The 15,370-nt window shown below is 64.9% G+C and carries 10 protein-coding genes; 3 read left to right on the plus strand and 7 right to left on the minus strand.

Features of this window, described 5'->3' with window-relative positions; translation table 11 throughout:
• Positions 1 to 13: 13 nt before the first annotated feature.
• Complete coding sequence (locus tag ACTJI5_RS15020; RefSeq protein ID WP_440860877.1) at positions 14 to 2,158, minus strand: hypothetical protein; 2,145 nt, start codon at positions 2,156 to 2,158, stop codon at positions 14 to 16.
• A gap of 124 nt (positions 2,159 to 2,282) precedes the next feature.
• On the opposite strand from ACTJI5_RS15020, the gene ku reads away from it, so the two are divergent.
• The 3 genes from ku (at position 2,283) to ACTJI5_RS15035 (ending at position 8,657) form a co-directional block, all read left to right on the plus strand.
• The gene (gene ku / locus ACTJI5_RS15025; RefSeq protein WP_440860878.1) at positions 2,283 to 3,137 is read left to right on the plus strand and encodes a non-homologous end joining protein Ku; all 855 of its coding nucleotides are present in this window, start codon (positions 2,283 to 2,285) and stop codon (positions 3,135 to 3,137) included.
• Between the two features lie 123 nt (positions 3,138 to 3,260).
• Positions 3,261 to 5,768: a DNA ligase D gene (gene ligD, locus ACTJI5_RS15030; RefSeq protein ID WP_440860879.1), complete on the plus strand. Its 2,508-nt coding sequence runs from the start codon at positions 3,261 to 3,263 to the stop codon at positions 5,766 to 5,768.
• 213 nt (positions 5,769 to 5,981) lie between these two features.
• On the plus strand, positions 5,982 to 8,657 hold the full coding sequence (locus ACTJI5_RS15035; protein ID WP_440860880.1) for a TonB-dependent receptor: 2,676 nt from the start codon (positions 5,982 to 5,984) through the stop codon (positions 8,655 to 8,657).
• 116 nt (positions 8,658 to 8,773) lie between these two features.
• Here the strand turns inward: ACTJI5_RS15035 and ACTJI5_RS15040 are convergent, their stop codons facing one another.
• From ACTJI5_RS15040 to ACTJI5_RS15065, 6 genes are all read right to left on the minus strand, one after another.
• Positions 8,774 to 9,271, minus strand: a complete 498-nt coding sequence (locus tag ACTJI5_RS15040) for a hypothetical protein (protein ID WP_440860881.1) — start codon at positions 9,269 to 9,271, stop codon at positions 8,774 to 8,776.
• 131 nt (positions 9,272 to 9,402) lie between these two features.
• Complete coding sequence (locus ACTJI5_RS15045; RefSeq protein WP_440860882.1) at positions 9,403 to 10,167, minus strand: hypothetical protein; 765 nt, start codon at positions 10,165 to 10,167, stop codon at positions 9,403 to 9,405.
• A gap of 118 nt (positions 10,168 to 10,285) precedes the next feature.
• On the minus strand, positions 10,286 to 10,840 hold the full coding sequence (locus tag ACTJI5_RS15050; protein WP_440860883.1) for a pseudouridine synthase: 555 nt from the start codon (positions 10,838 to 10,840) through the stop codon (positions 10,286 to 10,288).
• The gene (locus ACTJI5_RS15055; RefSeq protein ID WP_440860884.1) at positions 10,837 to 12,450 is read right to left on the minus strand and encodes an NAD(P)/FAD-dependent oxidoreductase; all 1,614 of its coding nucleotides are present in this window, start codon (positions 12,448 to 12,450) and stop codon (positions 10,837 to 10,839) included. Before ACTJI5_RS15055 ends, ACTJI5_RS15050 begins: the two co-directional genes overlap by 4 nt.
• A 97-nt stretch (positions 12,451 to 12,547) precedes the next feature.
• Positions 12,548 to 14,380: a translational GTPase TypA gene (gene typA, locus ACTJI5_RS15060; RefSeq protein WP_058537681.1), complete on the minus strand. Its 1,833-nt coding sequence runs from the start codon at positions 14,378 to 14,380 to the stop codon at positions 12,548 to 12,550.
• Positions 14,381 to 14,484: 104 nt separating this feature from the next.
• Positions 14,485 to 15,270, minus strand: coding sequence for a hypothetical protein (locus tag ACTJI5_RS15065; RefSeq protein WP_440860885.1), 786 nt, complete (start codon positions 15,268 to 15,270; stop codon positions 14,485 to 14,487).
• Positions 15,271 to 15,370: the final 100 nt, after the last annotated feature.

Genomic DNA, 15,370 nt, shown 5'->3' on the forward strand with positions numbered 1-15,370 from the left:
TCTTCCCCTCCCGCTAGCGGGAGGGGAGCTGGTCTTCCAGTTCGGCCAGCCTCCGTTGCGTGATCGCCAGGTCATCGGCAAATTGAGGATGATCAGGCCAGCGATCGGCCAGCGCCTGAGCGATCGGAAGCGACGCGCGGTACAGCGCGACGGCCTCAGGCAAGTCGTCCATCGCCTCGGCCAGATCGCCAAGCCGTTCATGGCTGAACGACAGATCACGCTGCCATTCCGCATTGCCCGGCTCGCGTGATACCAGACCTTCGCAAATCGTCAGGCTTGACGCATAGCGCGTCCGCGCCGCTGCCAGATTCCCCAACGCTTTCTCAACATCGCCAAGCTTGTTGTGACTGACCGACAGATCGCGCTGCCATTCCGCATTTCCCGGTTCGCGTGATGCCAGACCCTCGCGGATGACCAAGCTCGCGACGTAACGTTCCCGGGCGGCATCGAGCTGGCCAGTCCACATCTCGATATCGCCGAGTTTGTTGTAACTGACCGACAGATCACGCTGCCACTCCGCATTTCCCGGCTCGCGCAACGCCAGATCTTCGCGAATCGTCAGACTCGTCGCATAGCGCGAGCGCGCCACATCCAGGTCGCCACCCGCTTTCTCGATATCCCCTAACTTCTCGTGACTGATCGATAAACCCCGCTGCCATTCCGCTTTTCCCGGCTCACGCATTACCAGTGCCTCGCAAATGGCAAGACTTGCCCTAAAGCGTTCTCCTGCTGCCGCCAGATCGCCTGTTATCCTCTCGATGCCACCCAGCTTGTCTTGGGCGACCGAAAGATCGTGCATTTTCACTTCATTTTCGGGGTCGGCCGCCGCCGCCGCGACCGCCACTTGCATGGCCGCATGGAAATGCTCTTTTGCGGATGTCAAAGCACCTTCGGCGATACAGATATCCCCCAACTCGCTATGAGCCGCCATCTGATCGCGCGCGTCTTCGGCATATTGGCGCGCCGCCTCTGCAGCACGGCGCGCATCCCCCAGATTCCCCGCCGCTTCATGAAGGCGCGCAAGCGCTATCCACGTCCATACATCGCCCGGATCGAGATCAGCGGCACGCCGGTAAAGCCGGACCGCATTCGCGATCGAATCGAGCGCGGCGACCGATGCAAGCTCACGAAACTGCCCCGCCGTTCGCGCAACATCTCCTTCGAGCTGCTCCTCGCGTTCGGCGACAACCTTGGCCCGATCCTCACCCGCCATGTCGCGCAGCGCCATGGCGAGGAGCTGGTCGTCCGCCGATTCCGCCAGATTACGGATGCTTGCTTCGACGATCGGGGCGGCGATCGTCGTCGTGCGCGCCAGATATTTTCCGTAGAGTTCCACAATCCGCTGCTTCTGCCGATCGGTCAGATCGCCGTCGCGTGCGGCCGTTTCCAGTACGTCGAGCGCCGCCTCCGGAAAGATGGCTTCGGCCTGCTGCGTCGTTTCGAGCGACAGGATCGCTTCCTTGATTTCATCGAACCGCTGGTCGAACCGGTCGAAGCCACTTTCGATATCAGCTCTCAGATCGGCCAGATCATTCGCATGATGCGTGCCAAGCACGCGTAATTCTTCCAGCCGGGCAATCGCCTCATTCTCGCGGTCGAGCGCGAGGATGTTGGCCAGCGCCTGATTGCGCCCGACCTCTGCAGCAAAAAACATCTCGAACTGGTCGGCCCAGCCGGGATAGCGCCCATGACCCTCATGGAATACCTGACGCAGCGGCTCACTCAGCGCCGTTCGCATCCCGGCTTCGACCAGTGCCATTGCCCGGTCGGTTGCCGCCGCCTTGGGCGTTTTCGCCTGCTGGCCATAGATAGTGCGCACCTGTTCTTCGAGCAGATCGCTTCGCAACTGGTGAGCAGCACGATCGAAGGTTCGCAAATCCTTCGATCGCGCAAAATCGCGCAGCGCGCGCCGCGCCATATTGCTCACCGGATCGCCGCCGACCGAATCGCACGCCTTCTCCATTGCCGCGATCGACAGGACGAACGCCTTGTGCATAGACTGTAGCACGACAGGGCTCTCGCTCGATGCCTCGCCGGACAGCCGGTTGAAGCCCGCCGTTGCAAGCCATTTTGTGCCGGCATCGACCCGATTTCCAAGAATGCCGTAAATACAGCATTCGACGAGCTTTTGCCCTGCAAAGATAGAAATTAGATCCATTGCCCCACCGCTTCCATGAGACAATAATGGTGCAATAAAATCAAGTTGGGTCCGATGAAGTGCCGCCCGGGAACCGCGCGCCGCCCCGATCATTGTGACTTGGGAGCCGCAAAAGGATGATATTATGGCCGCACGCGCTTACTGGAAGGGGCAGATCCGGCTCGCGCTGGTGTCGATCCCGGTCGAAATCTATTCGGCGACCAAATCGGGCGCCGCGGTGACCTTTCGCCAGATCCACGAGCCGAGCGGCAAGCCGGTCAAATATGAGAAGGTCGTGCCCGGCATCGGCGCGATCGACCATGACGATATCGTCAAGGGCTTCGAGCTGTCGAAGGGCAATTATGTGCTGCTCGACGAGGAGGAGATCGAGGCGGTCAAGCTCGAGAGCAAGCGAACCCTGGAGCTCGTCCAGTTCGTCGACACCGATGCGATCGACGTCCTCTATTACACCAAGCCCTATTATGTCGTTCCCGCCGACGAGCTTGCCGAAGAAGCTTATATCGTGCTGCGCGAGGCGCTGAAGCGCACGAAGAAGGTCGGGCTCGGCCAGCTCGCGCTGCGCGGGCAGGAACAGCTTGTCGCGCTGCGTCCGTGCGGGCGCGGGCTGGTGCTCGAAGTGCTGCGCTACGCCGACGAGGTGAACAAGGCGGCGAATTATTTCCGCGATGTCGGCAATGCGAAACCCGACGCCGACCTGCTCGACCTCGCCGAAACATTGATCGGCAAGAAGAGCGGCAAGTTCGACGCGAGCGACTATCACAATCACTATGTCGACGCGCTCAAACGCGTGATCGCCAAAAAGGCGAAGGCCAAGGGCAAGCGCGTCCTCGAAGATGTCGAGGAACCCGCCGAAGTCTCGCGCGGGTCGAACGTCATCGACTTGATGGCGGCGCTGAAAGCCTCGGTCGACGGTAAGAAAGCCCCCGCCGAGGAAAAAAAGGCGCCCGCCAAAAAGCCCGCAGCCCGAAAACGTGCCTGACGTCTTTTCCCCGTTCGCCCTGAGCTTGTCGAAGGGCCGTTCTTCCTTTTCTCCGTCCGCGAAAAAGGACGGTCCTTCGACAAGCTCAGGACGAACGGATTTGTTTGAGCAAGGTCGGATCTGATGGCCAAACGCGCCGACCCCCTCGCGCAATATAACGCCAAGCGCGATTTCAAGCTGACCCCCGAACCCGCGGGCAAGGTCACCCCCGGAAAGGGCAACCGCTTCATCGTCCAAAAGCACGATGCGACGCGCCTCCACTACGACTTCCGGCTCGAAGCCGACGGCGTGCTCAAAAGCTGGGCGGTGACCAAGGGACCGAGCGCCGACCCCGCCGATAAACGCCTTGCGGTGCGCACCGAAGACCATCCGATGAGCTATGCCGATTTCGAGGGCAGCATCCCCAAGGGCGAATATGGCGGCGGCACCGTGATGCTGTGGGATCGCGGAACCTGGGCGCCGATCGCGGGCAAGAGCGCAAAGGATATCGAGAAGGGTCATCTCCATTTCACGCTGGAGGGCGAGCGGATGAAGGGCGAGTGGCTGCTCGTCCGCATGAAGCCGCGCGCGGGCGAGAAACCCGAAAACTGGCTGCTCCGCAAAATCGACGATGCCTATGCCGGCGGCACCGACGACCTCGTCGGCCGCCAGCTTACAAGCATTCTCACCGACCGCACGATGGCCGAGATCGCGGGCGACGCCGGCGGCGAACAATCTTTGAGGGGCGCGAAGGGCGCGGCCTTCGCCAAGAAGATGCAGGTCGCCGCCGCGCACAACAAGCAGGTCGCCAAGCCCGCAGCAAAGGGCAAACCCCCGAAATTCCGTCCGCTCCAGCTCGCGACGCTCGTCGATGCCGTCCCCGGCGGCAACGGCTGGTTCCACGAGATCAAATATGACGGCTACCGCGCCGAAATCGCCGCCGCGGGATCGGATGTGCGTGTCTACACGCGAAACGGCCTCGACTGGACCGACAAATTCGCGCCGCTCGTCCGCCATATCGCCGCGCTCGACCTGCCGCCGTGCCTGATCGACGGCGAGATCGTCGCTTATGACAAGGACGGCAACCCCGACTTCTCCTCATTGCAGGCCGTCCTCAAGCGCGGCCACGGCGCGCAGGACGAGAAAACGGAGCTGCTCTTTTTCGCCTTCGACCTGCTCGAAGAAGGCGGCAAATCGCTAGCCAAACTCGGCAACCTCGAGCGCAAGGAACGCCTCGAAGCGCTCCTCCGCCATGCCGCGCCGCCGGTCGCGGTCGCCGACCATGTCATCGGCGCAGGCGAAAAACTCTACACCGCAATGTGCGGCGCCGGACAGGAAGGCATCATCTCGAAGCGCGCCGATGCGGCCTATTCGGGTCGCCGCTCGAAAAGCTGGGTGAAGGTCAAATGCACGCGGCGGCAGGAGTTCATCCTCGTCGGCTGGAACCCGTCGTCGACCAAGGCGCGCCCCTTCGCCTCTTTGCTCCTCGCGCAGCGCGCGGGCGACACGCTCGTCTACAAGGGCAATGTCGGCACCGGCTTCGACACCGCCACCATGGCCGACCTCGCCAGGAAGTTCGCCGCCCGCGAACGCAAGACCGCGCCGCTCGAAGTCGACGCCGCATCGGCGCGCAAGGTCCGCTGGCTCAAACCCGACCTCGTCGCCGAAATCGCCTTCGCCGAATTCACCGCGAGCGGATCGGTCCGCCACGCAAGCTTCCTCGGCCTGCGCCACGACAAGGAGGCCAAGGACGTGACCCCCGAAAAGAAACAGTCCGCCCCGACCGCGACAAGCGATGTCACAATCAGCAGCCGCGAGCGCATCATCTTCCCCGAGGCGAAGGCAACCAAGGGCGACCTCGCCGATTATTATGCCGCGATCGCGCCGATCATGCTCCCGCACTCCGCGCGCCGCCCGATCAGCCTCGTGCGCTGCCCGCAGGGACGCGCCAAGAAATGCTTTTTTCAAAAGCATGATTCGGGCTCGTTCGGCAAACATGTGCTGCACGTCCCGATCCGCGAGAAGGACGGCGGGCACGAGGATTATCTTTATGTCGAGGACGCCGACGGCCTGCTCGCCTGCGTCCAGATGGGGACGATCGAATTCCACGGTTGGGGCAGCCATGTCGATGCGCTCGAAAAGCCCGACCGCATGGTGTTCGACCTCGACCCCGACGAAGGGCTCGATTTCGCCGACGTCAAGAAAGCCGCGCTCGACATCCGCCGCCAGCTCGCCGACATCGGGCTCGTCAGCTTCGCGATGCTCTCGGGCGGCAAGGGCGTGCATGTCGTCGTGCCGCTCGATCCGGGGCACAGCTGGGATGCGCACAAGGATTTCTCGAAACGCTTCGCCGAGGCGCTGAGCCTCGCCGAGCCCGGCCGCTTCACCCCGACGATGAGCAAGGCGAAGCGCAAGGGCAAGATTTTCATCGATTACCTCCGCAACCAGCGCGGCAGCACCGCGATCATGCCCTATTCGGCGCGCGCGCGCGAAGGCGCGCCGGTCGCCGTGCCGATCGGCTGGGATGCGCTCGCCGATGTCGAAAAGGCGGGGCATTGGACGATCAAGGATGGCGAAGACCTGCTCGACCGCGCCGCGAGCCCCGAACTCAAAGGTTGGGGGTTTGCGAACCAGCTGCTTCCGGATTTCTAGCCCATCGGGCCCAGCGCGACTCGCGCACCGGAAATTAGTTAGGGTGCTAAGCGCCGCCGCAACAATACCAATAAAGTACCAAAATTCCGCACACTTCGCGTGTATGGCGCATAAATTGCGTCAAATTCAGCTTGACGGATAGATTGGTATGTATAAATTTCCCTCAAAATTAGAGCAAAACTTGATCTAAGATCAAAAAGAGGGAGACTGAACATGACCAATGCAAGATATCTGCTCGCTTCGGCCAGCATTGGTACGCTGCTTTTTGCCGCTAGCGCGGCCCACGCCCAAGCCCCTGCCCCGGCCGCCGCCGACGCAGCGGAAAGTGAAATCGTCGTCACCGGCATCCGCGGATCGCTCCGCGAAGCGATCGATGCGAAGCGCGACCTGTCGGTCATCGCCGATGTCGTCACCGCCGAGGATGTCGGCAAATTCCCCGACAAGAATGTCGCCGAGGCGCTCCAGCGCGTTCCCGGCATCGTCGTCAACCGCGAGTTCGGCGAAGGCGAGCGCGTCTCGCTGCGCGGCACCGCGCCGAACCTCACCAAGACCCTGCTCAACGGTCATTCGGTCGCGACCGCCGACTGGTTCATCCTCGACCAGGTCGCCTCGACGCGCAGCTTCAACTATCTGACCCTGCCCGCCGAGATCATCGGCCGCCTCGAAGTCTACAAGAGCCCGCAGGCCGACGTCGAGGAAGGCGGGGTCGGCGGCACGATCAACGTCATCACGCGCAACCCGCTCGACCTCGACCCGCTCACACTCTCGGCCTCGGTGCAGGGCGTCTATTCGGACCTGTCGGGCAAGTTCGACCCGCAGCTTTCGGGCCTCGTCAGCTGGAAGAATGAAGCCGAAACCTTCGGCGTCCTCGTCGGTGCCATCTATCAGAAGCGCCGCACACGCCGCGACGGGCTCGAAATCTTCGGCTACCGCTCCTTCCCCGTCGGCGGCGGGCAGAGCGCGCTGGTCCCGACGCTGATCGGCTCGACGATGTTCGAACAGGACCGCGAACGCTACGGCGCCAATATCGGCATCCAGTTCCGGCCGTCGGACGAACTCGAAGTCAACATCACCGGCCTCTATTCGCGTTTCAACGCCGACAATTTCAACCAGAATTATATCGCATGGGGCGAACAGGCACTCGGCGGCGGCGGCACGATCAGCAATGCGGTGGTGCAGGACGGCGTCGCGGTCGCGGGCAACGTCGCGTCGCGCGCCGGCGGCACGCAGGGCTTCGGGGTCGTCTATGACGCGATCGACCGGGCGGCGGTCGCCAAGACCGTGTCGGCCGATTTCGACCTGACCTGGCGCCCCGCCGACAGCCTGTCGGTGCATTTCAAGGTCGGCTGGACCAAGGCGAACGGCGACACGAGCAACGAGAATTTCATCGAATTCGCGGGCCCCGGCGCCTTCAGCTACGACCTGCGCAGCGGCCGGCCCGAAGTCAGCTTCTCCAACCCCAATCCGCTCAACCCGGCGGGCATCCGCCCCGACTTCGCGCGCATGCAGTCGGTGACGAACGACGATGAGGAGAAATATTTCTACCTCGACGTCGAAAAGCAGGTCGAATGGGGCCCGATGACCGCGCTCAAATTCGGGGTCAAATATACCGACCACGACCGCGTCGCCGAACGCTTCGCGACCAATGGCGGCGTGTTCACCCCCGGGCTGCGCTGCGGCGGCGTCCCCTGCACCTCGGCCGATTTCGCGACCGGCAGCGGGATGCCCGGCGACTTCCTCGACAATATCGCGGCGCCCGGCACGCTCAAGGATTACTGGCGCGTCGATCCCGCCAAGCTGCGCGCCATCTATGGCGCGCAGACCGCACCCGGTACCGACCGCTTCCTCGTTCCCGGCAACACTTACTCGATCAACGAGAAAGCCTATGGCGGCTACGGCCTCGCCAAATTCGGCGGCGACGGCTGGCGCGGCAATGTCGGCGTGCGCGTGATCGAAACCAAGCAGACCTCCGACGGCTTCATCATCGGCGGCGCGAACCCGCAGTTCACCAACCCGTTCGGCGGCTTCACCCCGTCGCGGGCGAAACGCTCGTACACCGACATTCTGCCGAGCGCGAACCTCTCGGTCGACCTGTCGGACCAGGTCATCCTGCGCTTCGCCGCGGGCAAGACGGTGACGCGGCCCGACTTCGTCGACATCACCCCGGGCGTCGACCTCAACGGCACCTTGCTGACCGGCCGCGGCGGCGATCCGAACCTCGATCCGTACCGCGCCAACCAGTATGACCTGTCGATCGAATGGTATCCCGACCGCGAGACGATCGTCGCGCTCGCCGCCTTCTACAAGGATATCCAGTCGTACATCGTCAACACGACCTCGACCGAAATCCTGCCGAGCGTCTTCGTGCCGGGATCACAGCCCGCGGGCTGCGTCGCGGCGGGCGGCGCCAATCCGAACCTGTTCAACTGCCCCTATCAGATCAACCGTCGCAGCAACGGCGACGGCGGACGCAACCAGGGCTTTGAATTCCAGGTATCGCGCCCGATCTGGGGCGGCTTCGGGATGGTGGCGAACTACACCTACTCCGACGCCAAGGCGAACAATGGCGACCCGATCCCGGGCAACTCCAAGCATTCGCTCAACCTGACGGGCTATTATGAGAATGATCTGATCAGCGCGCGGCTCTCGTACAACTATCGGTCGAAATTCTTCATCGATATCGACCGCGCGGCGCCGCTCAATCAGGCGGCCCTGTCGTCGCTCGACGCCTCGGTCAGCGTCAACATCACCGATAATATCGCGCTCACCGCCGATGCGATCAACCTGACCAACGAGAAGATCGAGCAATATTCGGGCACCCGCGACCGCCCGCGCGCGATCTATGACAATGGCCGCCAATTCTATGTCGGGGCGCGCCTGAAGTTCTGACCGGACCCGCTATCCTTCCCCCTCGATGGGGGAAGGATATGAGGCTTTGTCGCGAAGCAGAGCATCCTTGCACTGCCGCTTCAGGCCGAGACGCCTCCCCAGTCCGGCCGCTGCGGCTATTCGCAGCAGCGGTCGGGGTCGTCCGACGCATCGAGGGCGACGAGCAGCCCGACCCCCGCGAGGAGGGCGAGACCGCCCACGACGACCGCCACGGTCCCCGCGTCGGACATGTTGCTGCGCCCCTTCGCTGGCGTCGACCGGCCGGGCGCATAGCGCGCCGGCGTCAGCCGCTGCCCGGCGAGCGAGATTTGCGGCGATCGCTCATCGCCCGAGAAGCCGAATTCGAGCCCCTCGCCGATGCGCCACGCGGGCCCTTTCAGCCCCGCCCCCTCACTCCGCTGCATCGGCGCCACGGTCAGGCCCACGCGAAGCGTCCTTGCCTCGTCGCTTTTCGTTCCGCCGAGCGGGATGCGCAGGCGCGCGCCGACGAAGCCCCCCGTCGCGACCGGGCCGGCGCCGTTCAGATGTGTGCTGTCCCCGATCGTCTGGGCGTGTAGCGGCGACGCGCAGCAGGACAGCAGCGCGAGCGATGCGGCGATGGATTTCATGGTCATTGGATGCCCCTCCCTGAAACCCGATCCTCGCCCTGAAATACGGCCGAAGAATGGCCACGAAGCGCGCGGCGCCGCCCTGTCGAACCGGCCGCAGTCATGCCCCGGATTGCCGTCGACGGCTTCGCCTGACCTTAGCGCCGCCTGGTCCCATAATCGATCCTGATCCGGACCCAGGCGCCTACCAGCGGACGCCCGCCAAGCCGCGGGGGCCGCACCTGGAACGCCCACGCCGCGGCGAGCACGGCGCGATTGATCTGCGATCCGTTCGGATATTCGTCGAGCCCGACGCAATCCTCGACGCGATAATCAGGCGCGGTGCGGCAAGCGATCAGTCCCCAGCCAGGCCCGCTGGCGGTCGACAAATAGCCGCGCAGTTCGTCGTCTCTCGGCTCGCGATACCAGGCCGCCGCATAGAGCGGCTCGCCATTGGGAGCCGTTCCCACGCGTTCCGTATCGCGCGAGGCGGAGGAGCCCCCGGTGTTGGGCGGCCCATAGACCTTTCCGCTCGGGGGACGAACGGGACTCGGCGGAAGCACCGGCGCGGGCGGCTGTTCGGCCGGCGTCGTTATGATCGGCGGGACCTTCGGTTCCACGGCGCGCGGGGGCAGCGGCTCCTCGGTTGCCGGCTGCGGAGGCACGGGCGGCTCTTCGGCCTGCTCGCGCTTCGCGCTGCTCGGTTCGGGCGCTTCCTCCGAAATCTGGCTGGCCTCGAGGCTGACCACGCTGACGCGCGCCTCCCGATAGTCAGGCTCGGTTTCAAAGCCAAAGGAGAGGAGCAGGAGCAGCAGGAGCGCGGGGATCAGAACCGCCAGGCTTATGGCAAGCGTGCGGCGCCCCGCCCCGATGCTGAGCTGTTCGACATAGGGAGTGGCTGGAACAGGGCTCAGCTGAAGCAATCTTTGGTGGCGGCGTCGGCTGGTCGAGGCGCCTGGGGCCAGGTTCGCGACGGATAGTGGGACACCGGGCCTTTGACAAGGGCGGCGCCGTTCGACCGCGAAATTGCACGCGGACCTTTTACCCGGCCTCGCGCCATTCCCCCGGCGCCAGTTCGCCAAGCTCCCACCCCCCGATCTGCCAGCGCACCAGCCGCAACGTCGGATAGCCGACCGCGGCGGTCATGCGGCGGACCTGGCGGTTGCGGCCTTCGGTTATCGTCAGTTCGATCCAACTGTCGGGGACGCTCTTGCGGTAGCGTACGGGCGGGTCGCGGTCCCACAGCATGGGCGGGTCGATGCGGCGGACGGTCGCGGGGCGCGTCGGGCCGTCGTTGAGGGTGACCCCGCTTCGCAGCCGGTCGAGGCTCGCCGCGTCGGGCTCGCCCTCGACCTGCGCCAGATAGGTTTTGGGCGTCTTGTGCTTCGGCGACGAAATGCGCGCCTGCAGCGCGCCGTCGTCGGTGAGGATCAGCAGCCCTTCACTATCGCGGTCGAGCCGCCCGGCGGGATAGACGCCGGGGACGTCGATATAGTCGGACAGCGTCGCGCGCGGGCCATCGGCGCCCGCAGTCATGCCCTTGTCGGTGAATTGCGACAGCACACCCCACGGCTTGTTGAACAGGATCAGCGTCATGGCATCAGGCTCCGCGCCACCGCCTCGGCAACCTTGATCCCGTCGACCGCCGCCGACAATATGCCCCCGGCATAGCCCGCGCCCTCGCCCGCCGGAAAAAGCCCCGCGGTGTTCAGGCTCTGAAAATCCTCCCCGCGGGTAAAGCGCACGGGCGACGAGGTGCGCGTCTCGACCCCCGTCATCACCACGTCGGGATGGTCGTATCCCGCGATCTGGCGCCCGAACACCGGGATCGCCTCGCGCATCGCCTCGACCGCGAAATCGGGCAGGCAGGCGGCAAGGTCGGTCGGCGTGATGCCGGGGCGGTACGAGGGGACGACGCTGCCGAGCGCGGTCGACGGGCGCCCCGCGAGGAAATCGCCGACGCGCTGCGCGGGCGCTTTATAGTTCGATCCGCCCGCGATAAAGGCGAGCGATTCCCAGTGCCGCTGGAAGGCAAGGCCCGCGAGCGGATCGCCCGGATAGTCGCGTGCGGGGTCGATCGCGACGACGAACCCCGAATTGGCGTTGCGCTCGTTGCGCGAATATTGGCTCATGCCGTTGGTCGCGACGCGGCCTTCCTCGGACGTCGCGGCGACGACGGTGCCGCCGGGGCACATGCAGAAACTGTAGACGGTGCGCCCGTTCCTGCAGTGGTGCGAGATATGATATTCGGCGGCGCCGAGGATCGGGTTGCCCGCATCGGCACCAAAACGCGAGGTGTCGATCCACGATTGCGGATGCTCGATGCGGACGCCGATCGAAAAGGGCTTCGCCTCGACATGCACCCCCGCCGCGTGCAGCATCGCGAAGGTATCTCGCGCGCTGTGGCCGACGGCGAGGACGACGCGGTCGGCCTCGATATAATCGCCACCCGCCAGGTGCAGCCCCTGGACGCGGCGCTCGCCCGCGCCGTCGGTGGTGATGTCGAGCCCGTCGACCTTGTGCTGCCAGCGATATTCGCCGCCCAGCCCCTCTATCGTCTCGCGCAGGCTTTCGACCATCGTCACCAGCCGGAAGGTGCCGATATGCGGGTGCGCCTCGGTCAGGATTTCGGGCGGCGCGCCCGCCTTGACGAACTCGGTCAGCACCTTGCGGTCGAGGTGCCGCGGATCCTTGATCCGGCTGTAGAGCTTGCCGTCCGAGAAAGTGCCCGCGCCGCCCTCGCCGAACTGGACGTTCGATTCGGGGTGGAGCACGCCGCGTCGCCACAAATCCCATGTATCCTTGGTGCGCTCGCGCACGACCTTGCCGCGGTCGAGGATGATCGGGCGGAACCCCATCTGCGCGAGGATCAGCCCGACGAACAGCCCGCACGGCCCCGCACCGACGACGACCGGCCGTTTGACGCCCTTCGGCGCCTGCGTGATGAATTTATAGGCGGTGTTCGGGGTCTGCTGGACATTGCGGTCCTTGCGAAAGCGCGCGAGCACCGCGCCCTCGTCCTTCACATTGACGTCAACCGAATAGATCAGCTTGATGTTCGTCTTGTCGCGCGCGTCGTGCGCGCGGCGCGCGACGACGTGGCGCACCAGTTCGCGCGGGCCGATGCGCAGCCGCTTGCAGATCGCAGCGGGCAAATCCTCCGGCGCATGGTGCAGCGGCAAGGTCAGTTCGGTCAGGCGAAGCATCGCCCGCCTGTAATGCGCAACCCGGCCCGGGGGAACGCCAATCGAAACGGGGTTCGAAAAGAAAAGGGGCGGCCATCGCTGGCCGCCCCCCTGATCCTTACGCCGCTTCCTTCTTGCGCGACGCTTTCTTGCGCTCGTGCGGGTCGAGCAGCGTCTTGCGGATACGGATATTCTTCGGGGTCACTTCGACCATCTCGTCGTCGTCGATATAAGCGATCGCCTGTTCGAGCGTCATGCGCTTCGGCGGGGTCAGGCGGATCGCGTCGTCCTTGCCCGTCGAACGGAAGTTCGTGAGCTGCTTCGACTTCATCGGGTTGACTTCGAGGTCGTCGGGCTTCGCATTCTCGCCGATGATCATGCCCTCATACAGCGCCTCGCCGGGCGAGACGAAGAGGATGCCGCGCTCTTCGAGCGGGCCCAAGGCATAGGCGACGGCTTCGCCATTGCCGTTCGAGATCAGGACGCCATTCTTGCGGCCTTCGATCGTGCCCTTGTACGGGCCATATTTCTCGAACAGGCGGTTCATAATCCCGGTGCCGCGCGTGTCGGACAGGAATTCGCCATGATAGCCGATCAGGCCGCGCGACGGACCCGAGAAGGTGATGCGCGTCTTGCCGCCACCCGACGGACGCATATCGGTGAGGTCGGCCTTGCGAACCTGCATCTTCTCGACGACCGTGCCCGAATGTTCGTCGTCGACGTCGATGACGACGGTTTCATACGGTTCGGTGCGCTTGCCGGCCTCGTCCTCGCCATAAAGCACGCGCGGGCGGCTGATGCCGAGTTCGAAGCCTTCGCGGCGCATCGTTTCGATGAGCACGCCGAGCTGAAGCTCGCCGCGGCCCGCGACTTCGAAGCTGTCCTTGTCGGCGCTTTCGGTGATGCGGATCGCGACGTTGGTTTCGGCTTCGCGGAACAGACGGTCGCGGATCATGCGGCTCGTCACCTTGCTGCCCTCGCGGCCCGCCATCGGCGAATCGTTCACGGCAAAGCGCATCGACAGCGTCGGCGGATCGATCGGCTGCGCGGCGATCGGCTCGCTCACGCTCGTGTCGGCGATGGTGTTCGCAACGGTCGCCTGCGCGAGGCCCGCGATCGCGACGATGTCGCCCGCGCGCGCTTCCTCGACGGGAACGCGCTCGAGCCCGCGGAATGCGAGCAGCTTCGACGCGCGGCCGGTCTCGATGACCTTGCCATCCATGTCGATCGCGTGGATCGGCTGGTTGACCTTGATCGTGCCCGACTGGACGCGACCGGTCAGGATGCGGCCGATGAAATTGTCGCGGTCGAGCAGCGTCGCGAGGAAGGTGAAGGGACCGTCTTCGGGCAGGCCGGGTTCGGGCACATGGCTGACGATCGTCTTGAACAGCGGCTCGAGCGTGCCTTCGCGCGCTTCGGGGCTGTCCGAGGCGAAGCCGCCGCGGCCCGAGGCGTAAAGGATCGGGAAGTCGAGCTGTTCGTCATTGGCCTCGAGCGTCAGGAACAGTTCGAACACTTCGTCGAGCACTTCGGCGGCGCGCGCGTCGCTGCGGTCGATCTTGTTGACGACGACGATCGGCTTGAGGCCCAGCGCGAGCGCCTTGCCGGTCACGAACTTGGTCTGCGGCATCGGGCCTTCGGCCGCATCGACGAGCAGGATGACGCCGTCGACCATGCTGAGGATACGCTCGACCTCACCGCCGAAATCGGCGTGGCCCGGGGTGTCGACGATGTTGATGCGCGTCAGGTCGGCGCCTTCGCCCCACTCGACCGAGGTGCACTTCGCAAGGATCGTGATCCCGCGTTCCTTTTCCAGATCGTTCGAATCCATCGCGCGTTCTTCGACGCGCTGGTTGTCGCGGAACGTGCCCGACTGGCGGAACAGCTGGTCGACGAGGGTGGTCTTGCCATGATCGACGTGCGCGATGATGGCGATATTGCGCAAAGACATGCGGAAGGGCCTTATTGGAAGGGGGCAGCGCCCGGAGCGCCGCGAAACGCCGCGCCCCTAACAGAATGGGTGCTGCGGCGCAACATGATTGCCGATGGCGCGAGCTAGCGCAGCAATTTCGCCAGACGGTTCGCGTCGTACAGCGAGCGCCCCTCGGCGCGGCGCAGCCGTTTTGCGAGCCCCGTGTCGAATTCGCCCTTCCAGCGCGCGAGCGCCGGCCCGATCCGCGCGACGTCGCCATCGCCGATCGCCTGCAACGCGCGCGATGCGGCGAGCAACCCTTCGCGCTCGCGTGCCAGTCCCGATCCGGAATAGCGTTCGGCGATCAGTCCAAGTTGATGGCGCATCGACGCGATTGCCAGCCGCGCGCCTTGCGGGTCGGCGCGATCGAGCATCAGCTCTGCGCCCGCGACGCCGTCGTCGATGGCCGAAAGCTGATCGCCGAGACGCCGCCCAATCCGCTCCTCGACCGGGCAAGGGCGCACCGCGCGAACATAGGTAGCGAGCGCGTCGAGCATCGCGGGGGTCGGCTCCTGCCCGCCGAACTCCTCGACGATCAGGTTGCGGACAAAGGCTTCGAGCGCGCGCGTATCGGGATCGCGCGCGACCTTTCCCGGCATCGCGAGATCGGGAATCGCAACGGGGTCGAAGCGACCATTACCGCGCGCGGCGCTGAAAAAGCTGTTCGTGACGTCGGCCGTCCCCGGCGCCGCCGACACGCCTGCGAGCAGGAAATGCGGATTGTCGCGGCCGTTGATATGGCAACTCGCGCAGCTTAGCCCCGCCTTCGCCGCCTGTCCGCCGAGCAAAGTCGGCGCCCCGAACAGCGCTCGGCCGCTGCGGACAAGCGGCGTGTCGCTGGCAAGGCAACTCGCGGGCTGCTCCGACAAAAGCGCCCGTTCGGACCCCGGCGCGGTCCAGCGCAGTTGTTCGAAAGCCGGCGGCGCATTCCGCGTCGCCGCGACGCCAAGGAGCAGCGCCGCGAGCGCG

The organism is Sphingopyxis sp. 22461, from assembly GCF_052044915.1.
Lineage (GTDB): Bacteria > Pseudomonadota > Alphaproteobacteria > Sphingomonadales > Sphingomonadaceae > Sphingopyxis.

Bases quoted from the DNA above. Each gene is read 5' to 3' on its own strand.
- ACTJI5_RS15020 (WP_440860877.1), bottom strand. From the start codon at position 2,158: ATGGATCTAATTTCTATCTTTGCAGGGCAAAAGCTCGTCGAATGCTGT.
- ku (WP_440860878.1), top strand. From the start codon at position 2,283: ATGGCCGCACGCGCTTACTGGAAGGGGCAGATCCGGCTCGCGCTGGTG.
- ligD (WP_440860879.1), top strand. From the start codon at position 3,261: ATGGCCAAACGCGCCGACCCCCTCGCGCAATATAACGCCAAGCGCGAT.
- ACTJI5_RS15035 (WP_440860880.1), top strand. From the start codon at position 5,982: ATGACCAATGCAAGATATCTGCTCGCTTCGGCCAGCATTGGTACGCTG.
- ACTJI5_RS15040 (WP_440860881.1), bottom strand. From the start codon at position 9,271: ATGACCATGAAATCCATCGCCGCATCGCTCGCGCTGCTGTCCTGCTGC.
- ACTJI5_RS15050 (WP_440860883.1), bottom strand. From the start codon at position 10,840: ATGACGCTGATCCTGTTCAACAAGCCGTGGGGTGTGCTGTCGCAATTC.
- ACTJI5_RS15055 (WP_440860884.1), bottom strand. From the start codon at position 12,450: ATGCTTCGCCTGACCGAACTGACCTTGCCGCTGCACCATGCGCCGGAG.
- typA (WP_058537681.1), bottom strand. From the start codon at position 14,380: ATGTCTTTGCGCAATATCGCCATCATCGCGCACGTCGATCATGGCAAG.